21 protein-coding genes are annotated in these 19,644 nt (G+C 71.5%); 15 read left to right on the forward strand and 6 right to left on the reverse strand.

What is annotated here, in order from left to right:
* The first annotated feature begins 72 nt into the window (after positions 1 to 72).
* Genes N865_RS14360 through prcA form a run of 3 tightly spaced genes read left to right on the forward strand, consistent with a single transcriptional unit; the run spans position 73 to position 1,891 of the window.
* Positions 73 to 279: a ubiquitin-like protein Pup gene (locus N865_RS14360; protein ID WP_034807285.1), complete on the forward strand. Its 207-nt coding sequence runs from the start codon at positions 73 to 75 to the stop codon at positions 277 to 279.
* Positions 276 to 1,109: a proteasome subunit beta gene (gene prcB / locus N865_RS14365; RefSeq protein ID WP_034807288.1), complete on the forward strand. Its 834-nt coding sequence runs from the start codon at positions 276 to 278 to the stop codon at positions 1,107 to 1,109. The genes N865_RS14360 and prcB overlap by 4 nt, the downstream gene beginning before the upstream one ends.
* Positions 1,106 to 1,891 (forward strand): proteasome subunit alpha, encoded by a 786-nt coding sequence (gene prcA / locus N865_RS14370; protein ID WP_051510603.1) that lies wholly within the window; start codon positions 1,106 to 1,108, stop codon positions 1,889 to 1,891. Before prcB ends, prcA begins: the two co-directional genes overlap by 4 nt.
* 106 nt (positions 1,892 to 1,997) lie before the next feature.
* On the opposite strand, the gene N865_RS14375 is transcribed toward prcA, so the two are convergent.
* The 4 genes from N865_RS14375 to N865_RS21880 all read right to left on the reverse strand — a co-directional run bounded on the left by N865_RS14375 (position 1,998) and on the right by N865_RS21880 (position 4,419).
* Complete coding sequence (locus N865_RS14375; RefSeq protein ID WP_245603771.1) at positions 1,998 to 3,050, reverse strand: coiled-coil domain-containing protein; 1,053 nt, start codon at positions 3,048 to 3,050, stop codon at positions 1,998 to 2,000.
* A 126-nt stretch (positions 3,051 to 3,176) separates the two neighbouring features.
* On the reverse strand, positions 3,177 to 3,737 hold the full coding sequence (locus tag N865_RS23315) for an ABC transporter permease (protein ID WP_211244905.1): 561 nt from the start codon (positions 3,735 to 3,737) through the stop codon (positions 3,177 to 3,179).
* 2 nt (positions 3,738 to 3,739) lie between these two features.
* Entirely contained in the window at positions 3,740 to 4,087 is a 348-nt protein-coding gene (locus N865_RS23320) for an ABC transporter permease family protein (protein ID WP_211244906.1), read from the reverse strand.
* Positions 4,088 to 4,140: 53 nt separating this feature from the next.
* Positions 4,141 to 4,419, reverse strand: coding sequence for an ABC transporter permease (locus N865_RS21880; RefSeq protein ID WP_157557710.1), 279 nt, complete (start codon positions 4,417 to 4,419; stop codon positions 4,141 to 4,143).
* 39 nt (positions 4,420 to 4,458) lie between these two features.
* Between N865_RS21880 and N865_RS14385 the strand changes: the two genes are divergently transcribed.
* Both N865_RS14385 and N865_RS23985 read left to right on the forward strand, forming a co-directional pair.
* The gene (locus N865_RS14385) at positions 4,459 to 4,752 is read left to right on the forward strand and encodes a winged helix-turn-helix domain-containing protein (protein ID WP_084328254.1); all 294 of its coding nucleotides are present in this window, start codon (positions 4,459 to 4,461) and stop codon (positions 4,750 to 4,752) included.
* A 247-nt stretch (positions 4,753 to 4,999) separates the two neighbouring features.
* Entirely contained in the window at positions 5,000 to 6,595 is a 1,596-nt protein-coding gene (locus tag N865_RS23985; protein ID WP_034807293.1) for a histidine kinase dimerization/phospho-acceptor domain-containing protein, read from the forward strand.
* Here N865_RS23985 and N865_RS14400 read toward each other — a convergent pair.
* On the reverse strand, positions 6,576 to 7,577 hold the full coding sequence (locus N865_RS14400; protein WP_034807370.1) for an NAD-dependent epimerase/dehydratase family protein: 1,002 nt from the start codon (positions 7,575 to 7,577) through the stop codon (positions 6,576 to 6,578). The genes N865_RS23985 and N865_RS14400 overlap by 20 nt on opposite strands.
* Positions 7,578 to 7,659: 82 nt before the next feature.
* Between N865_RS14400 and pafA the strand changes: the two genes are divergently transcribed.
* The 3 genes from pafA (at position 7,660) to N865_RS14415 (ending at position 10,767) form a co-directional block, all read left to right on the forward strand.
* The gene (gene pafA / locus N865_RS14405) at positions 7,660 to 9,051 is read left to right on the forward strand and encodes a Pup--protein ligase (RefSeq protein ID WP_034807296.1); all 1,392 of its coding nucleotides are present in this window, start codon (positions 7,660 to 7,662) and stop codon (positions 9,049 to 9,051) included.
* Positions 9,052 to 9,210: 159 nt separating this feature from the next.
* Complete coding sequence (locus tag N865_RS14410) at positions 9,211 to 10,233, forward strand: FKBP-type peptidyl-prolyl cis-trans isomerase (RefSeq protein WP_034807299.1); 1,023 nt, start codon at positions 9,211 to 9,213, stop codon at positions 10,231 to 10,233.
* A gap of 147 nt (positions 10,234 to 10,380) precedes the next feature.
* Entirely contained in the window at positions 10,381 to 10,767 is a 387-nt protein-coding gene (locus N865_RS14415; RefSeq protein WP_034807301.1) for an FKBP-type peptidyl-prolyl cis-trans isomerase, read from the forward strand.
* Positions 10,768 to 10,835: 68 nt separating this feature from the next.
* On the opposite strand, the gene N865_RS14420 is transcribed toward N865_RS14415, so the two are convergent.
* A complete protein-coding gene (locus N865_RS14420; protein ID WP_034807303.1) occupies positions 10,836 to 11,930 on the reverse strand; it encodes a DUF3866 family protein in 1,095 nt (364 codons plus the stop codon).
* A gap of 131 nt (positions 11,931 to 12,061) precedes the next feature.
* Between N865_RS14420 and N865_RS14425 the strand changes: the two genes are divergently transcribed.
* The 7 genes from N865_RS14425 to N865_RS14455 all read left to right on the forward strand — a co-directional run bounded on the left by N865_RS14425 (position 12,062) and on the right by N865_RS14455 (position 19,590).
* A complete protein-coding gene (locus N865_RS14425; protein ID WP_034807305.1) occupies positions 12,062 to 13,045 on the forward strand; it encodes a helix-turn-helix transcriptional regulator in 984 nt (327 codons plus the stop codon).
* Positions 13,042 to 14,043, forward strand: a complete 1,002-nt coding sequence (locus N865_RS14430) for a helix-turn-helix transcriptional regulator (protein WP_034807308.1) — start codon at positions 13,042 to 13,044, stop codon at positions 14,041 to 14,043. Before N865_RS14425 ends, N865_RS14430 begins: the two co-directional genes overlap by 4 nt.
* 168 nt (positions 14,044 to 14,211) lie before the next feature.
* Complete coding sequence (gene tatA / locus N865_RS14435) at positions 14,212 to 14,520, forward strand: Sec-independent protein translocase subunit TatA (RefSeq protein WP_034807310.1); 309 nt, start codon at positions 14,212 to 14,214, stop codon at positions 14,518 to 14,520.
* A 59-nt stretch (positions 14,521 to 14,579) separates the two neighbouring features.
* Positions 14,580 to 15,386 (forward strand): twin-arginine translocase subunit TatC, encoded by an 807-nt coding sequence (gene tatC / locus N865_RS14440; RefSeq protein WP_245603772.1) that lies wholly within the window; start codon positions 14,580 to 14,582, stop codon positions 15,384 to 15,386.
* A gap of 26 nt (positions 15,387 to 15,412) precedes the next feature.
* On the forward strand, positions 15,413 to 16,315 hold the full coding sequence (locus N865_RS14445; RefSeq protein WP_034807314.1) for a diacylglycerol kinase: 903 nt from the start codon (positions 15,413 to 15,415) through the stop codon (positions 16,313 to 16,315).
* Positions 16,312 to 19,143 carry a DEAD/DEAH box helicase gene (locus N865_RS14450; RefSeq protein ID WP_034807316.1) on the forward strand — a complete coding sequence of 944 codons (2,832 nt, stop codon included), beginning with the start codon at positions 16,312 to 16,314 and terminating at the stop codon, positions 19,141 to 19,143. Before N865_RS14445 ends, N865_RS14450 begins: the two co-directional genes overlap by 4 nt.
* A 246-nt stretch (positions 19,144 to 19,389) precedes the next feature.
* Positions 19,390 to 19,590: a cold-shock protein gene (locus N865_RS14455; protein WP_034807318.1), complete on the forward strand. Its 201-nt coding sequence runs from the start codon at positions 19,390 to 19,392 to the stop codon at positions 19,588 to 19,590.
* Positions 19,591 to 19,644 lie beyond the last annotated feature (54 nt).

Genomic DNA, 19,644 nt, shown 5'->3' on the forward strand with positions numbered 1-19,644 from the left:
CACCGTCCGGCGCCGTGACGGCTCCACCGGTTAGGGTCGGGGGAAGAGCTGCAACACGTCTGGGAGGTAGCCATGCCGGGTCAGGAACACGCCAAGCCGCAACGTCGTGACGAGGAGCCGCCGGAGGCCCCCGAGGCCCCGCCCGCACCCCCCGCGGGCGCGGCCGTCAAGGAGGGTCTGAGCGACGACATCGACAGCGTCCTCGACGAGATCGACGGAGTCCTCGAGGCCAACGCCGAGGAGTTCGTCCGGGGCTTCGTGCAGAAGGGCGGCCAGTGACCAGTCCCTCCCACGGGCGGGCTCGTCGGCTCGATGACGCCTACCTCTACGCAGGGTCCTCGTCCTTCACCGAGTTCGTCTCCGGGTACCGCCCCGAGCTCCTGCCGTCCGGGCGGCCGCTTCCCACCGGGACGCACGTCGAGGCCCCGCACGGGACGACGATCGTCACCCTGCTCTACGACGGTGGCGTCGTCATGGCGGGCGACCGACGGGCGACGATGGGCAACCTCATCGCCAACCGCGACATGGAGAAGGTGTTCGCCGCCGACGACTACAGCGTCGTCGGCATCGCGGGCACCGCGGGCATCGCCATCGAGCTCGTCCGCCTCTACCAGGTCGAGCTCGAGCACTACGAGAAGATCGAGGGCGCGATCATGTCGCTCGAGGGCAAGGCCAACCGCCTCGCCTCCATGATCCGCGGCAACCTCGGCCTCGCGATGCAGGGCCTCACGGTCGTGCCGACGTATGCCGGCTACGACCTCGACGAGGCCGCGGGCCGGATCTACTCCTACGACGTCACGGGTGGCTGCTACGTCGAGCCGGGCCACCACTCGACCGGCTCCGGCTCGGTCTTCGCTCGCGGAGCCCTCAAGAAGCTCTGGCACCCGGGGATGAGCGAGGAGCAGGCCGTGTCGGTCGCGGTCGAGGCACTCTACGACGCAGCCGATGACGACTCGGCCACGGGCGGGCCCGACCTGGGCCGCCAGATCTGGCCGACCGTGGCCGTCGTCGACCGCGGCGGCGCGCGGTTCGTCGCCAACGACCTCCTGCAGGCCCACGTCGAGCGCGTCGTGGCCGCGCGCCGTGGCAACCCGGGAGGCGCCCGATGAGCATGCCGTTCTACGTCCCGCCCGAGCAGGTCATGAAGGACCGGGCCGACTTCGCCCGCAAGGGCATCGCGCGCGGTCGCTCCGTCATCGTGCTCGCGTACGACCACGGGATCGCCTTCGTGGCCGAGAACCCCTCGCGGGCGCTGCACAAGGTCTCCGAGATCTACGACCGCATCGCCTTCGCGGCGGTGGGCCGCTACAACGAGTTCGAGAGCCTCCGTGTGGCCGGCATCCGCTACGCCGACCTGCGCGGCTACTCCTACGACCGCACCGACGTGACGGCACGGGCCCTCGCCAACACGTATGCCCAGACCCTCGGTGCCGTCTTCACCCAGGAGAGCAAGCCGTTCGAGATCGAGATCGTCGTGGCCGAGGTCGGGGCCACGAGCGCGGGCGACCAGATCTTCCGGCTCACCTACGACGGCTCCGTCGCCGACGAGCAGGGATTCGTCGTCATGGGCGGCGCGAGCGAGCAGGCGGAGGAGCGGCTCTCGGCCGCGTGGCGCGAGGGCCTCAGCCTCGGCGAGGCGCTCCGCGTCGCCGTCGACGTCCTCGCCGCCTCCTCCGACAACGGCGAGCCGCGGGCCCTCGAGGCGACCCAGCTCGAGGTGGCCGTGCTCGACCGGGATCGTCCCCGACGCGCGTTCCGCCGGATCGTCGGTCCCCTTCTCGACCGCCTGCTCAGCACCGAGGACCCGACGGCCGACGCCCCGAGAAGCGACGAGACCCATCCCGGGCACCCCGACATCCTGAGCGGCAACGGCGAGTCCCCGACGTCCTGAGAGCGACCCGCGTCACCCTCCTCATCGGACGGAGTCGCGACACGGCTGAGGCCGCCCACCGCGAACGGTGGGCGGCCTCAGCCGTGTCTGGGTGTGGGATCCGGCGTCAGCCGGCGTTGACCGACTCCCGCTCGTCGGGGGCCTGCGACTGCTGCGGCTGCTGCGGCTGCTGCGGCTGCTGAGCGGGCTGCTGGGGCTCGGCGGCGGCAGGCTTGGGCTGCTCGGCCACGGGGGCGGCGAGGACCTCGCCGAGGTTGCCACCACCGAGGGTCGCGAGCATGGCGCGGACGTTGCCGAGCTGGGCCGTGATGCTGTCGCGCTGCGCCGTCGCGGCCGCGAGCTCGCGGTCGGACTCCTCGCGCAGACGAGCCGCGCGGTCACGGGCCTCGGCGACGATCTGGTCGGCCTGCTCCTGGGCGCTGTCGAGGACGGCCCGGGCGCGCGTACGCATCTCGGCGACGTCGCGCTCCGAGTGCTCGATGAGCTGACGGGTGCGCTGCTCCGCCTCGGCGAGCGCCGTCTCCTGGACGTGGCGGCGCGCCTCGAACTCGGCATCGGCCTGCTCGCGGCGGGCCGCGAGGGTCGTCTCGAGCTCGGTGGTCGCAGCGGCGGCCTTGGCCCGGTGGGCCTCGTACTCGGCGGTCGCCTCCTGACGCTGCGCGGCCATGATCGACTGGGCCTCGGCGACGATCGCCTGCGCCTCACGGTTGGCCTGGGCGATGACGCGGGCGGACTCCTCGTCGGCGCGGGCCTTGGCCTGGTCGGCGTAGGCGCCGGTCGTCGCCTTGAGCTCGGCTGCGGCCTGCGTCGCGCGCTCACGGATCGCGTCGGCCTCGTCGGCGGCCCGGGCGCGCATCTCGGCGGCCTCCGCGTCGGCGAGCGTGAGGATCTGGCCGATGCGCTCACCGATGTCGGCGAAGGTCTGGGCCGGCGTCGCCGTGGCGCTCTGCTTCTTGAGGTCGGCCATGACCCGCGCCTGCTGGCTCAGCTGGCCGCGCAGGTCGCTCAGGGCGGCGTTGAGCTTGGTCAGCTCGACGCTGCGCTCGGCAGCGTCCTTCTTGGCCGCCTGAAGGGTCCGGTTCTGCGACTCGATGAAGGCGTCGACCTCTTCGGTCTCGTATCCACGCCGGGAGAACTTGAAATTGGGTCTGTCGATCATGTGCAGGCTCCAGAGAGGGGGTGGAACGGGGGTGGGCGGTCGCGATCGGCTGGTCGCGCGTCGCGGACATTGTGGCAAACGACGCCACCGGCCGCGGGGCCTACCCTCGCATCTCGAGACTCCGGGTCAGTGTAGGCGTACGCGAGGGGCGAGGACGGCATAGACCATGTCGACGATGATGTTCGACACGACGACCGCGAGCGACGCGAAGAGGACGGGGCCGATGATGACCGGGAGGTCCTGCTGGTTGATCGCGTCGATGATGGTCTTGCCCAGCCCGGGCAGGCTGAAGACGGTCTCGGTGACGACGGCTCCGCCGAGCAGGGCGCCCACGTCGATGCCGAACTGGGTCACGACGGGCGTCAACGCCGAGTGGAGCGCGTGGCGGGTGATGACCCGCCCCTCCCGGATCCCTTTGGCGCGCGCCGTACGGACATAGTCCTCCGCGAGGACCTCGAGCATCGACGCGCGAGTGAGCCGCGTGTACGTGGCCGCCGAGACCAGGGCGAGGGTGAACCACGGAAGGACGAGGTGCTTGAACCAGGGCCCGAACCCGTCCGACGGCGGGGCGTAACCGCCGGCGGGGAAGATCGGGTACCCGGCGACCGTCAGCCGGAAGTAGAGGAAGTAGAGGAGGATCAGGCCGAGGAAGAACGTCGGCATCGAGTAGAAGAAGAGGGCGAACACCGTCAGGAGCGGTCGATGAAGGACCGGGGGCGGATCGCGGACACGACCCCGTTGAAGACGCCGAGGACGAGCCAGATGATCGCTGCGCCGACGACGAGGCTGAGCGTGATCGGGAGCGCCTGGGCCATGATCTCCGTGACGGGGACCTGGTGGTAGTAGTCGTAGCCGGGGTCGCGGCGCACGGCCTTGCCGATGAAGTCGAGGTACTGCTCCCAGATGGGTCGGTCGAGCCCGAGCCGCTGCGAGATGCGGGCGACGGTCTCCGGGGTGGCCTGCCGCCCCGCAAGGGTTCTGGCGACGTCGTTCGGGGCGATGAAGAACAGGCGAACACCGCCATGGTGATGAGCCACATGATCAGCAGGCCGAGTGCGATACGGCGAAGCGCAGCACGGCGTCACTCCGTTCATTCGAAGAGTCGGTCACTGCGCGGGTCGAAGGCGTCACGCACGCCGTCCCCGAACAGGTTGAACGCGAGGGTGGTCAGGAGCAGGGCCACGCCCAGGAAGAACATGAACCACCACGCGGTCGTGTAGTAGTTCTGCGCGTCGCTGATCATCCCGCCCCAGTCGGCGGTCGGAGGGGCCAGGCCGAGGCCGAGGTAGGACAGCGTCGCCACGACCACGATGACGACCGGGATGAGCAGGGACGCGTAGACGATCACCGGCGCGAGGATGTTCGGCATGATGTCGACGGGGCGGCGGTCGACCACCGACCGCGACGCGTGGTGGCCGACGACCTCATCATCGGCGTCGACGACGGCGTGGTCACCCGTGCCGGTGAGCCGATCTCCCTGTCGCGGACCGAGTTCCGCCTCCTCGTCGAGCTGGCGGTCTCCGAGGGCCGGATCTGCAGCCGCGAGCACCTTCTCGACCGGGTGTGGGGCTACGGGTACTTCGGCGACAGTCGCATCGTCGACGTGCACATCCGCAGGCTGCGCACGCGGGTCGAGGCCGACCCCGCCAACCCGCGGTACGTCGTCACGGCACGCGGGTTGGGTTATCGGCTGGCGATCTGAGTGCCGGGCCTCCGCGCGCGGGTGACCATCGCCTTCGGGCTGATGTCGCTCATGCTGTCGGCCCTCCTGTCGGTCATCGTCTGGGCCGTCGTCTCGCAGTACGTCGTGGGCCAGCGCGAGGCAGCCGCCGTCTCCGAGGGCGAGGTCGACCGGATTCTGGTCGAGGACGGTCTGGCGGGTGGGACGGGATCGGTCACCGCGGTGCTCAACGGCCTGCCGACGAACGACTCGACGACCTCGCTGCCTGGTGGACGGTCGGTGGTACGCCACGTCGTCGCGCGTCTCCCCGGCGAGCCTGCCGACCCTTCTCGTCTCGTCCGTCACGGAGGGGCAGGAGTCGACGCAACGGCTCGAGATCGACGGCCAGCTCTTCCTCGCGGTCGGGATGCCCCTGACCCCGGCCCGGGCGGGATTCTTCGAGGTCTTCTCCCTCAGGGAGCTCGACCAGACCCTGCGCACGGTGTCGACCTCCCTCGCGGTGGGCGCCGTCGCGACGGCAATCGTCGGCGCGGCCTTCGGTCGGAGGGCGACCCGCGTCGCGCTGCGGCCCCTGACCGAGCTCAACGCCGTCGCGTCCGCCGTGGCAGGGGGCCGGCTCGACGCTCGCCTGCCGGCGACCCGGGACCCCGACCTCGCACCGCTCGCCGCGTCCTTCAACCGGGCCGTCGGCGAGCTCGAGCACCGGGTCGAGGCCGACTCGCGCTTCGCCGTCGATGTCAGTCACGAGCTGCGCACCCCCCTGACGACGATGCTCAACTCGATGCAGGTCATCAAGAACCGCGAGGCGTCCCTGCCCGAGTCCGTCCGCGAGCCCGTCGCCCTGCTCGCTGACGAGCTCGAGCGGTTCCGCACCCTCGTCGTCGACCTGGTCGAGATGGCGAGCCACGATGCCGGCCAGGGCCTTGTCCTCGAGGAGGTCGACCTCGCGAACCTCGTGCGCCGGGCTGCGGACGAGGCAGCCGGACGTGCCGTCACCGAGATCGCGCCCGACGCGGCCACCATCACGATGCCGGCCGACAAGCGGCGCCCCGAGTCCGGGGGGGACGGCCGGACTCGGGCTGGGGCTCGCCATCGTCCAGCGGCACGTCGCGCTCCACGGGGGCACGGTCGCCGTCGAGGACCGGCCGGGCGGCGGGGCCCGGTTCGTCGTCGAGCTCCCGATCACCGATGGCTGAGCGACTGCCCGGGGCCCACCAGAGCACCCCGGGCACACGAGGCACACGAGGCACACGAGGCACACGAGGCACACCGGGCGCACCCCGAACGCCACGGCTGCGCCGTCACCTGCCGCGCGTCCTCCTGGCGCTCTCCCTCACCTGCCCGTGTCCGCCTGCACGGTCGGCCCGCAGGACCAGCCGGTCCCGGTCGAGGTGCCGCACGTGACGAGGCGCGCCACCGCGGCGATCGCGGCCAGCGGCGTCCCACTCACGATGCGGGCCCACCTGCTCCGCGGCGACCGGCTCGTCCGGGTCGAGCGGGTCGTCCCCGCCGGCAAGGGCATCGAGCCGGCCCTGTCCGCGCTCGCCCTCCCGCTCTCACGCGACGAGGTGGCCCAGGGACTGCGCACGGCGCTGCCGGACTCGACCACGACGATGCGGGGCGTCTGACGGAGTCGGGGGTGGCCCTCATCGGCGTGCCGCAGGGGTTCGACCGGCTCTCCGTGCGCGAACAGGCCGCGGCCCTCGGGCAGATCGTCTTCACCGTCACCGCAGACACGCTCGCCACCGGGATCCAGCTGGTCCAGGGCAACCGCGTCCTCGCGGTCCCCGACCCGAGCGGCGAGCTGCTCACGCGCCCGCTCACCCGCAACGACTACGTGTCGCTCACGCCCGGCGCGCGATGATCGCGAGCTCGTCGTCGCGGTCGAGGCCGGCGCGGGTCCGGGCGCGTGACAGGCCGAGCTGCCGCTCCCAGGCGAGGGCGTCGGCCATCGTCGACCCGAGCGCCCGTGGCGCGAGACCCGCGGCGAGCGCGGCCTCGGCGCTGCGGTCGAGGAAGGCCCGCCAGGCGGGGTCCCCGATCCAGAGCGGCAGGGACCGCGCACCCATGAACTCCTCGACGCCCGCCTCCGCGAGCGCCTCGTCGTCGAGGTAGACCCGCTCACCGTCGAAGCCGGCCGCCTCCGCAGCGGCATCGAGGACCGCGCCCAGCGTCGTCGGCCGCCCGGTCGCGTTGACCGTCCCGGTCGTGCCTGCGAGGCCGGCCCGGACGATCCATGCGGCGAGGTCCACGACGTCGACCCACTGGACGGGGGCGTCGACCCGTGCGGGCACGAGGACCGGACCGCCGTCCTTCGCCGCGAGCGCGAACCGGCCCGGCCAGTAGCCGAACCGTTCGCTCGGGTCGCCGCGACCCACGATGAGGCCGGAGCGGGCGACGAGGGCAGCGCCTCCGCGCGCGCTCGTCACCGCCTCCTCGCACGCGACCTTGCCCTCGCCGTACTCCTCGGGTGCGGCCACGTCGGCGGCGAGCGCGGGCAGCAGGGCTGCGCGCTCGTCGGCTCCCGGCTCGTCGTGGCGGGCGTAGACCGAGCACGAGCTGACGAGGACCCATCCCGTCGCGCGCTCCGCCAGCGCACGCACAGCGCCGCGCACGTGGCCGGGTTGGCGGGCCACGTCGACGACGAGGTCGTATGCCGCTCGGCCCGGGAGGGCGGCATACGCGTCGGGATCGTCACGGTCGGCCACGACGAGCCGCGCCCCCGCAGGGACCTCGCCCGACGTGCCGCGGGCGAGACAGGTGACGTCGTGCCCCTCCCGCAGCGCCGTCTCCGCGACGATGCCACCGAGCCAGGAGGTACCACCGAGGACGAGGATCGAGGACATGTGGCCCAGCACAACACGCGCGGGGCGCCGCTGGGAACGCTCGTTCGCCGGCGGCGAAAGGGAAGCCGCCTACAGTTGCTCCATGGAGCGGCGGATCTTCGGGATCGAGAACGAGTACGGCGTCACCTGCACCACGCAGGGGCAGCGACGGCTCACGCCCGACGAGGTGGCGCGCTACCTGTTCCGGCGGGTCGTCGCGTGGGGCCGGTCGAGCAACGTCTTCCTCGGCAACGGCGCCCGCCTCTACCTCGACGTCGGCTCGCACCCCGAGTACGCCACGGCCGAGTGCGACTCCGTGCGCGAGCTCGTGGTGCAGGACAAGGCGGGGGAGCGGATCCTCGAGGGCCTCGTCGAGGACGCTCAGGGCCGGCTGAGCGACGACGGCGTCGAGGGCGAGATCTTCGTCTTCAAGAACAACACCGACTCGGCAGGCAACTCCTACGGCTGCCACGAGAACTACCTCTACGGGCGCGGCGGGGACTTCCAGCGGGTCTCCGACATGTTCATCCCGTTCCTCATCAGCCGGCAGATCATGTGCGGCGCGGGCAAGGTCGTCGCCACGGCCCACGGGGCGACGTTCGCCGTGAGCCAACGCGCCGACCACATCTGGGAGGGGGTCTCCTCCGCCACGACGCGCTCGCGCCCGATCATCAACACCCGTGACGAGCCCCACGCCGACGCCGAGAAGTACCGCCGCCTGCACGTCATCGTCGGTGACTCCAACATGTCCGAGACGACCAACCTGCTCAAGGTCGGCAGCGCCGACCTCGTCCTGCGGATGATCGAGGCCGGGGTCGTCATGCGCGACCTCACCATGGAGAACCCCATCCGCGCGATCCGGACGATGAGCCACGACCTGACGGGGCGGGCAACCGTGCGCCTCGCCAACGGGCGCGAGGTCACCGCGATCGACATGCAGCGCGAGTACTTCGACAAGGCGCTCGAGTTCGTCGACCGCGAGGGCATGGGCAGCCCCGACACCAAGCACGTCCTCGACCTGTGGGGACGAACCCTCGACGCGATCGCCTCCGGCGACCTCGACGCGATCGACACCGAGATCGACTGGGTCATCAAGCATCGGCTCATCGAGCGCTACCGTGCCAAGCACGGGCTCGCGCTGTCCGACGCGCGGATCCTCCAGCTCGACCTCGCCTACCACGACATCAACCGCAGGCGCGGGCTTTTCTACCTGCTCCAGCGACACGGCAGGGCCGCGCGCGTGGCGAGCGACGTCGAGATCTTCGAGGCGAAGGTCCGGCCGCCCCAGACGACGCGCGCCAAGCTGCGCGGCGACTTCATCCGCGCGGCGCAGGCCCACAGCCGCGACTTCACGGTCGACTGGGTCCATCTCAAGCTCAACGACCAGGCCCAGCGCACCGTCCTCTGCAAGGACCCGTTCCGGGCCGTCGACGAACGGGTTGAACGGCTCATGGAGAGCATCGAGCGGACCCCGTCGGCCCATCGGCCGCTCTGACCACCTCTGGCGGCCGACGGGTCACGCACCTGTCACCAGCCTGTGGCTGGGCTGTGACGGCATCGGTCCCGGCACAGACAGGCGCGTTAGAGTGGCGGCGGCTCCAGACGGGGCCCTGCCCCGCAGGCGCCGCCTGCCCACCGACCGAAAGTCAACCCTGTGCGTCTCAACCGACCCGTCCTGGCCGGCGCCCTCGCGCTCGGCCTCACCGTCCTGACCGCCTGCGGCTCGGCCTCGAACCCGTCGGGTTCGGCGACCACGGCCGCGCCGTCCCCGGCATCCACGACCGCCACCGCGCAGCCCGCCGTGGCCGCCTCCGCGGCTCTCAAGGGCGTCACCGCGGCCGGTCCGGTCGACTTCACCACCGCGCCCAAGGTCACGTTCGCCACGAAGCCGGTGAGCACGGCCGCCGTGGAGCGCAACGTCCTCACCCCGGGCACGGGAGCTGCCGCCACGACGAAGGACACGGTCCGCATCCGGGCCCAGATCTTCAACGGCACGTCCGGCAAGATGCTCGACGACGGCTACGGCCAGGGCCGCACCGCCGAGGGCTACCGCCTCGGCCGCCCCGACCTCATCCCGGGCTTCGTCTCCGGTCTCGTCGGGGTCCAGAAGGGCTCGCGCGTCGTCTTCAGCATCCCCCCGAAGGACGCCTTCGGCGAGGCGGGCAACCAGCAGCTCGGCATCACCGGCAAGGACACGATCGTCGTCGTCGCCGACATCGCCGACGTCCACACGACGATGACCCAGATCGACGGCACGCAGAAGCCGGTCCCGGCCGACCTGCCGCAGGTCGAGTTCAAGGACGGGCCGACCAAGGCCCCGACGGTCACGGTTCCCAAGACCGCGGCGCCCACGGAGACCAAGCAGGTCACCCTCATCGAGGGCACCGGCCCGACGGTCAAGGCCGGCCAGACCATCACCGCGCAGTACCACGGTGTCCTCTGGAAGGACGGCAGCCTCTTCGACTCCTCCTGGCAGCGCGGTTCGGCCGCCGACTTCCCGATCGGGGTCAAGCAGGTCATCCCCGGCTGGGACAACACCCTCGTCGGCAAGAAGGTCGGCAGCCGGGTCCTGCTCGTCATCCCGCCCAAGGACGGCTACGGCGCCCAGGGCAGCCCGCCGAAGATCTCGGGCACCGACACGCTCGTCTTCGTCGTCGACATCCTCGACGCCAACTGACGGCGGCCACTGACGGACACCCATTGAGGGCCGTGAGCCGACGAACGTCGGCTCACGGCCCTCGGTCCCGGTCTGTCAGACGCGCAGTCCGGCGCGCCTGACAGACTGGGGCCGCCACACCGACCATCGACGAAGGGACCATGACCCATGGCACTCGACCCCAGCCGCACCAAGCCCGAGATCGACTTCCCCGAGGGTGAGGCGCCTGCGGACCTCGTCATCGAGGACATCATCGTCGGTGACGGCCGCGAGGCGGCCGCAGGCGACACGGTGAGCGCCCACTACGTCGGCGTGGCGCACTCGACCGGCGAGGAGTTCGACTCATCGTGGAACCGGGGCACCCCGCTCGACTTCCGCCTCGGCGTCGGCATGGTCATCCAGGGCTGGGACCGCGGCATCCAGGGCATGAAGGTCGGTGGCCGCCGCAAGCTGACCATCCCGTCGCACCTCGCCTACGGCGACCGGGGGGCCGGAGCGGCGATCGCTCCGGGCGAGACGCTCATCTTCGTCGTCGACCTCGACGACGTCCGCTGAGTACGGCGGCGCGCTGAGCCGCCGGGGAGGCCCGCGTCCGGTGACCCGGGCCGGGATCTGAGTTCGGTTCAGCGAGCAAGCAACCCGGCGGCATACCGTCCGGCGACGGCCGCGCCCAGGAAGCTGGCGCGGTCGTCGTCGTATCCCCGGCCCATTGTCGAGAGCCCGACCGGGGAGGCGCGCAGCGCCTCGTCGAGGCCGTCACAGGCGACCTCGTGGAGCGTGAGCCGGTCTCCGCCGGCCTCGCACAGGCGGCGGGCCTGCTCGCGGACCCGCTCACCGAACGGGCCGTCCAGCGTCGGCACGGGGACGTCAGCAGGGACCAGAGCCACCCGGCCGTATGCCGTCAGGCTGTGGTGGGAGACGCCGCGGTGCCTCTCGCGGGGGTCGGCCTCCGACACGCGCAGGGAGCACACCGGCCGGCCGCCGAGGGTCCAGGCCGCGTTGACGGCCTCACCCGCCGACGTGCCCGAGAAACCCCACCGGGTGCCGGTGCCGAGGTTGCCCGGTCCCTGGCTCACGACCACGAGGTCGGCGCCGACGACGTGGCGCGCCGCGAGCAGACCGGTGTGGACGTTGACCGCCTCGAGGTCTCCACCGAACGACTGGCCCACCGTGATCGATGCCTCGAGCCAGCCGGCGTCACGCAGCCCGGCGACCGTCCGCGAGAACTGGATCGGCAGGGCGCCCCCGTCCGTCATGACGTACGCGATCCGCGTCCCGGGACGGATCGCCCGCGCACCCGCGATCACCGCGGGTAGCGCCGAGTGGAGGTCGGCCACGACGACCGGCATCCCCGACAGGTCGTCGGCGTCGGCCAGCACGGCGTGGTGCTCGCTGTCCTGCTCGTCGACGCCGAGGACCATCGTCTGGCTCGGGGTGTAGCGCGCCTTGACGACGTGGCCGTGGAACGACGCGACGTCGCGCGCGGGCGGCAGGTGGTCGGGGGCCGCGACCACGATGGCGAGGCCACCGGTCCCGAGGCCCCGCTCGAGCGCCGTCGTGTTGAGCAGGACGCGCGTTCCCGGCGCCAGCTCGCCGACGATGTCGACGTAGCCGAGGGCACGGACCTGCTCACCGGTGGGGAGCCGAGCGGCGTACTCGACGACACCCGACCAGCGCCCGCGCACCTCGTCGACGACTCCCGTACGCCACTGGATCATGGCGTCGACCCTATCCAGCGGCGATCGTGTCCGGCGCTCCGTGGCACGATCCCGCCGCGCGAGGCGTCCGGGCGCCGACGTCGGGTAGCGTCGGACTGCCACCCCGCCCGGCAGATCGAGGAAGGTCGTCGATGAGCCCAGTGTCTCCGTCAGCGGAGAAGACCGAGCGGCTGCTCAACCTCATCCTCGCGCTGAAGTCGGCACGGCGACCCGTGTCCAAGCAGAAGCTGCGCGAGTCCCTGCCGGCCTACGCCGCCGCGAGCTCCGACGAGGCGTTCGACCGGATGTTCGAGCGCGACAAGGACGAGCTGCGCGAGATGGGCATCCCCATCACGACGACCGTCATCGACGTGCTTTTCGACGACGAGGTCGGCTACCGCATCGACGCCAGCGAGACCGCCCTCCCGGCCATCTCCTTCGAGCCGGACGAGGTCGCCGCGCTCGCCCTCGCCGCCCGCGCCTGGTCGACGGCGAGCATCTCCGGTGCCGCGTCGGCGGGGCTGCGCAAGCTGCGCATGTCCGGCGTCGAGATCGACGAGTCGATCGCCGCGGGCGTCGAGCCGCGGATCCGCACGCGCGAGCCGGCGTTCGAGGCCGTGCACGCCGCGGTCGCCGCCCTCCAGCCGATCACCTTCGACTACCGCCGCACCGACGGCGCACTGAGCACCCGACACATCCAGCCGTGGGCCCTGACGAACTGGCACGGACGCTGGTACGTCACCGGGTTCGACCTCGACCGCCAGGACGAGCGTGCCTTCCGCCTCAGCCGCTTCGAGGGTGCGGTGCGCAGGAAGGGCCGGGCCGGCAGCTACGCCGTGCCGACAGGCCACGTCCCGGAGGTCGCGCTCGAGGCCCAGGAGCCCGACCCCGAGGGCATCGCCGTCATCCGACTGCGGCACGGGCGGGGCCACACGCTGCGGGTCCACGCGACCGCGACGCGCGAGCTCGACGGCCGGTGGGCCGAGGTGCAGGTGCCCTACCGCCGCGGCATCACCGAACGTGACGTCGTGGCGCTCGGGACGCACGCCGTGGCCGTCTCGCCGCCCGAGCTCGTCGACGGTGTCGTCGCGGCGCTGCGGGGAGCGGCGGCCGCCAACGGGGGAGGGACGAGATGAGCACTCAGAGCAGTCGGGCCGGCCGGGCCAGGCGGCCGGCGGAGACCGCGACCCAGCGACTCGGGCGCCTGCTCGACCTCGTGCCGTGGCTCCTCCAGCACCGCGGCGTCCCGATCGCCGAGGCGGCCGACGAGTTCGGGGTGTCCGAGGCCCAGATCGTCGAGGACCTCGAGCTGCTCTTCGTGTGCGGTACCCCCGGCTACGGCCACGCCGAGCTGATCGACGCCCAGTGGGACAGCGGCCACATCTACCTCGACAACGCCGACGACATCGCGACGCCGATGCGCCTCACCCGCGACGAGGCCGTCACCCTGACCGCGGGGCTGCAGGCCCTCGGGTCGACGCTCGTCCGCTCGGAGATCGCCGAGCGGACCCTCGCCAAGATCCGGGCGGCCACGGCGTCGCTCGCCGCGCAGTCGACGGGACGGATCGCCCTCGACCTCGACGACGGCAGCCAGCATCCGGCGATGGCCACGCTCAAGGAGGCCTTCGGCCGGCGCCGCAGGGTCCACCTCACGTACTACGTCGCAACCCGCGACGAGACGACCGAGCGCGACGTCGACATCATGCGGATCCTCAACCTCGACGGCCAGTGGTACGTCGAGGGCTGGTGCCACCGTGCCAACGACGTCCGGCTCTTCCGGCTCGACCGGATCGAGTCGGCGACGATCCTCGACGTCGACGGGACCCCGCCACCGCAGGCGCGGCCCCGCGACCTCGATGACGTGTTCGTGCCGGGCGCCAACGACCTGACCGTCGTCATCGAGGCGAGCAGCGCGGCCGCGTGGATCGCCGACTACTACCCCAACGAAGGGGTGGTCCGGGGGAGCGACGGGTCGGTGCGGGTCACCCTCAAGGTCGCCGACCCCGCCCTCGTGCGCCGGCTCATGCTCCGGCTCGGTGGGCAGGCCCGGGTCGTCGAGCCGCCGGAGCTCGCGGAAGCCGTGGCCCGTGAGGCGACGGCCGCTCTCGCCGCCTACGGCCAGACCCCGCCGTGACCTCGGGGACCGGACCGGCGCCGGCTGGTGAGACGGCGCGTCTCGACCAGTGAGCACCTGACCGACCCATAGGTGACACTCACCGGGCCCACGTATGCTGTCCCTGCAGCACCGTCGCTGCACCGCACGGCCCGATGACCGGGTCGGCATTCCACGAGGAGAACACACATGCCCAGTCTGGGTGCCCCCGAGCTGCTCATCATCGCGATCGTCGTCATCGCCCTGTTCGGTTGGAAGAAGCTCCCCGACATGGCCCGCAGCCTCGGGCGCTCGGCACGCATCTTCAAGTCCGAGGTCGACGAGATGAAGAAGGACGGCAAGCCGGCGAGCAGCGCCTCGAAGGCCACGGTCCAGGGCGACGTCGTCGACAGCGAGCAGGCCCGGCTCGAGGCCGAGGCCCGTGCCGCCGAGGCCGAGGCCAAGGCTGCCGAGGCCCGCGCCGAGGCCGAGCGCCTTCGTCGCGACTCCGCGCTCTGAACGCCCGGCGTCACCGACCCTGACCCGACCCCAACCGAACTGACCGACGGCGGAACTCGATGCCATCCCTGCTGCGCAAACGCAACCCCGAGGGTCGCATGGCCCTGGCCGACCATCTTCGGGAGCTGCGCAACCGCATCACCATCAGCGCGGCGGCGATCCTCATCGCGGGCATCGTCGGCTGGGTCAACTACGACAAGGTCATCGGCGCCCTCACGAAGCCGCTCAAGGACCTCCAGGCGGTCCGCGACGGGGTCGTCAACATCAACTTCGCCGGGATGACCGACGCGTTCTCCCTCCAGCTGACCGTCTCGCTCTTCGTCGGGCTCATCCTCGCCTCACCCGTCTGGCTGTTCCAGATCTGGCGCTTCATCGTTCCCGGACTGACGAAGCGGGAGCGCACGGTCGCCCGCCTCTTCATCGTCGCGGCGGTGCCGCTGTTCGTGGCCGGCTGCGGGTTCGCCTTCGTCATGGTTCCCAAGGCCGTGACCGTGCTCCTCAGCTTCACCCCGCCGGGCGCCTACAACCTCCAGGACGGGTCCCAGTACCTCAACTTCGTCCTCAAGTTCATCCTCGCCTTCGGCTGCGCCTTCCTCCTGCCGGTGTTCCTCGTCGCCCTCAACCTGGTCGGGGTCATCCCGGCGCAGGCGATGCTCAAGGGCTGGCGACCGGCCGTCATGATCATCTTCGTCTTCGCGGCGGTCATGACGCCCACGCCGGACGCCTACACCATGCTCTTCCTCGCGACGCCGATGATCGCGCTCTACTTCGCGTCCGTCGGGCTCGCCTTCCTGTTCGACCGTCGCAAGCAGGAGCACCAGCCCGACTGGCTCGACATCCCGGACGACCGGCCGTCGTCTCTCTGACAGCGCGCTCCCTGTAGCGTTCGGGTGTGCCCCACCGCGTAGCCCTGGTCGTCAACCCCACCGCAGGCAAGGGCGCCGGGCGCGCTCGGGGAGCCGAGACCCTCCGGCTGCTCACCGAGGCGGGACACGAGGTGCTCGACGTCTCCGGCACGACGTATGCCCAGGCTCGGGCCCAGGCCGAGGCGGCCGTCGCGGACGGCGTCGACACGGTCGTCGTCGTGGGTGGCGACGGCCTTGTCCACCTCGGCGTCAACCTCTGCGCCGGCACCGACACGCACCTTGCCGTCGTCGCGGCAGGCACCGGCAACGACTTCGCGCGCAACCTCGGACTTCCCGTGGGCGACCCCGTCGCCGCGGTCCGGCTGGTGGGCCTCGACGCCACCCGGCGGATCGACCTGGGCCGGATGTGCACCCCTGCCGGTGACGGTGCCTGGTTCGGCGGGGTCCTCGGCGCCGGCTTCGACGCCATCGTCAACGACCGGGCGTCACGGATGAGATGGCCTCGCGGCCAGATGCGCTACAACCTCGCGCTCCTGAGAGAGCTGCCGGTCTTCCGACCGATCCCGTACGTCATCGAGCTCGACGGCGAGCGCATCGAGACCAAGGCGATGCTCGTCGCGGTCGCCAACACGACCTCCTTCGGCGGTGGGATGCGGGTGTGCCCCGACGCCGACGTGACCGACGGCCTCTTCGACGTCCTCATCTTGCGCGAGATCTCGATCCCGGCGTTCCTGCGCGTCTTCCCGTCGGTGTACTCCGGCACGCACGTGAACCATCCTGCGGTCGAGATCCGGCGTGCCCGGACGGTGCGTCTCGAGGCGACCGGTATTCGTTCCCAGGCCGACGGGGAGCCGTTCGGTGCCCTGCCGCTCGCCGTCGAGGTCGTCCCGAGGGCCTTGTCGGTCGTCGTCCCGGAGGTGACCCCGTGATCCCCACCTGGCCGCACCTGCAGGAGTTCGCGACGGCATACGACTTCCCGCTCGACGACTTCCAGGTGGAGGCGTGCCGAGCCGTCGAGGAGGGCCGCGGTGTCCTCGTCGCGGCTCCGACCGGAGCGGGCAAGACCGTCGTCGGCGAGTTCGCCGTCCACCTCGCCCTCGCCACCGGGCGCAAGGCCTTCTACACCACGCCGATCAAGGCGCTGTCCAACCAGAAGTACACCGACCTGGTGCGCCGGCACGGCGTCGAGCGCGTGGGCCTGCTGACGGGCGACGCGTCGATCAACGGGGAGGCGCCGATCGTCGTCATGACGACCGAGGTGCTGCGCAACATGATGTATGCCGGGTCGAGCACTCTGAGCGGCCTCGGCTGGGTCGTCATGGACGAGGTCCACTACCTCGCCGACCGCTTCCGCGGTGCCGTCTGGGAGGAGGTCATCATCCACCTTCCCCCCGACGTCAGCGTCGTCTCGCTGTCGGCGACCGTCAGCAACGCCGAGGAGTTCGGTGCCTGGCTGGGTGAGGTGCGTGGCGACACCGAGGTCATCGTCTCGGAGCACCGGCCGGTGCCGCTCTGGCAGCACATGATGGTGGGGCAGACCCTCTTCGACCTCTTCGTCGAGGAGAGCGGGGCCGCGGGTCCCGCAACCCATGAGGTCAGCGTCAACCCCGACCTGGTCCACGCGATCCGCGGGCAGGAAGGACGCGGCGCCTGGGACGCCCACTGGTCGAGCGGCTCCGGTCGTGGCGGACGGGGCCGTGGCTCCGGCAACCGGGGGCGCGGGCGCGACGACTGGGGCGGTCGGGGTCGCCGCGGCGGCTCGGGCGGCGCCAGCGGTCGCGGTCCGGGCGGCGGCGACGGGGGTCGAGCCTTCGCCGTCGGGGGCCGTCCCGGAGGCGGTGCGACCCGGGCCGAGGTCATCGAACGGCTCGAGCGGGAGGGGCTCCTGCCGGCCATCACCTTCATCTTCAGCCGAGCAGGCTGCGACGCCGCCGTCGGGCAGCTGCTCGCGAGCGGGATGCGCCTCGTCTCGGAGGCCGAGGGTGAGAGCAACCGCCGTCTCGTCGAAGAGCGCATCCAGGGGCTCGCCGACGAGGACCTCTCGGTACTCGGCTACTGGGACTTCGCCGACGGGATCGCCCGCGGGTTCGCCGCGCACCATGCGGGCATGCTGCCCACCTTCCGCGAGATCGTCGAGGAGCTCTTCACCGCGGGCCGGATCAGGGCCGTCTTCGCCACCGAGACCCTCGCGCTCGGGATCAACATGCCGGCGCGGACGGTCGTGCTCGAGAAGCTCGTCAAGTTCAACGGCGAGAGCCACGTCGACATCTCGCCGGCTGAGTACACGCAGCTGACCGGTCGCGCGGGGCGCCGCGGCATCGACATCGAGGGCCATGCCGTCGTGGTGTGGAAGCGTGGCCTCGATCCCGCAGCCGTGGCCGGCCTCGCCTCGACGCGCACCTACCCGCTCCGTTCGAGCTTCCGGCCGACCTACAACATGGCCGTCAACCTCGTGCGCCAGTTCGGCCGGGAGACCGCCCGGGAGATCCTCGAGACGTCGTTCGCGCAGTTCCAGGCCGACCGAGCCGTGGTCGGTTTCGTGCGCACCGTGCGGCGCAACGAGGAGGCCCTCGAGGGCTATGCGGAGTCGATGCACTGTCACCTGGGCGACTTCACCGAGTACTCCGCGCTGCGCAACGAGATCCAGACGATCGAGAAGGAGGGTGCCAAGGTGAGGTCGGCGTCGCTGCGCGCGGCCGCGGCGATCTCTCTCGAGAACCTCAAGATCGGCGACATCGTGCGGATCCCGAGCGGCCGCCACAGCGGTCTCGCCGTCGTGGTCATGCCCAACCGCGGCGGCAAGGGCGAGGCGGCCTCGCCCGCGGTCGTCACCGAGGACCACCACCTGCGCCGGCTCACCCTCCACGATGTCCCGACTCCGATCGAGCCGCTCGGGACGATGCGCGTCCCGAAGGCCTTCAACGTCAGGAACCCCAAGGCTCGTCGCGACCTCGCGGCGACCCTGCGCGCCTCTATGCCGCACGATCCGCCTCCGCGTCGGCGTCCGCTCGTCGAGGACGCGGCCAACGACCGCATCGACGAGCTCCGCCGGCGGATGCGGGCCCACCCATGCCACCAGTGCCCCGACCGCGAGCACCACGCCCGCTGGGCCGAGCGGTGGTGGCGCCTCCGACGCGAGACGGATGGGCTCCAGCGCAAGATCGAGGGCCGGACCAACTCGGTCGCCAAGACCTTCGACCGGATCTGCGAGCTGCTCGTCGAGATGGGCTACCTCGCCCACGCCGGCCAGACCGTCACGCACGAGGGGGACCGTCTGCGGCAGCTCTACACCGAGAAGGACCTGCTCGCGGCGGAGTGCCTCCGCGAGCAGGTGTGGCGCCGGCTCGACGCGCCGTCCCTCGCCGCCGTCGTCTCGACCCTCATCCACGAGCCACGTCGCGAGGAGGGCGGCCTCGCGCCGCGATGGCCCAACGACGACGTCCGCGAGGCCTACGACACGATGGTCCGGATCTGGAGCGACCTCGAGGATGCCGAAGGAGCGCTGGCCCTGCCCCGCACCGGTATGCCGGACCCGGGCCTCGCGTGGGCCGTCCACCGCTGGGCGAGCGGCCAGCGCCTCGAGGAAGTGCTCCGAGGAACCGACCTCGCCGCGGGGGACTTCGTGCGGCGGTGCAAGCAGGTCATCGACCTCCTCGGGCAGCTCACCGACGCGGCCGGACCGGAGCTCCAGCGCACGGCGCGAAAGGCGAGCGACCTGGTGCTCCGAGGTGTCGTCGCGGCCGACCGCCTCGACTGACGCCGTCCGGCTCCCCGGCGGCCCGTCGGGGAGCCGGACGGACACGGCCCCTCGATTGCGTGATTACGCCACGGTTCCGTTACGCTCGCATAACGGGTCGACGTCTTTGGTGTTGGTGTTTCCACGCTCGCACACGCAAACGACATGCGAGCGCAGCTGTTTCTTCAGGGTTCTGGAGTGGTCGCGTCTCAGTCGGCCCCGGACCCCCAGACGAGGGTCCTACCCACCCCATCGAAGGAGCAGAACATGGCACAGGGAACCGTCAAGTGGTTCAACGCGGAGAAGGGCTTCGGCTTCATTGCCCCGACCGAGGGTCCGGACGTCTTCGTCCACTACTCGGAGATCCAGGGCAACGGCTACCGCAGCCTCGACGAGAACCAGGCCGTCGAGTTCGACGTCGAGCAGGGTCCGAAGGGCCCGCAGGCGATGCGCGTCCGCGCGATCTGAACGCTCGCGGGTGAGCTCACCCGCGCCACGCACGAGGGCCGACACCCAGCGGGT

Origin of the sequence: Intrasporangium oryzae NRRL B-24470 (genome assembly GCF_000576595.1) — a bacterium.
In the GTDB taxonomy this organism is placed as follows: Bacteria; Actinomycetota; Actinomycetes; order Actinomycetales; family Dermatophilaceae; genus Intrasporangium_C; species Intrasporangium_C oryzae.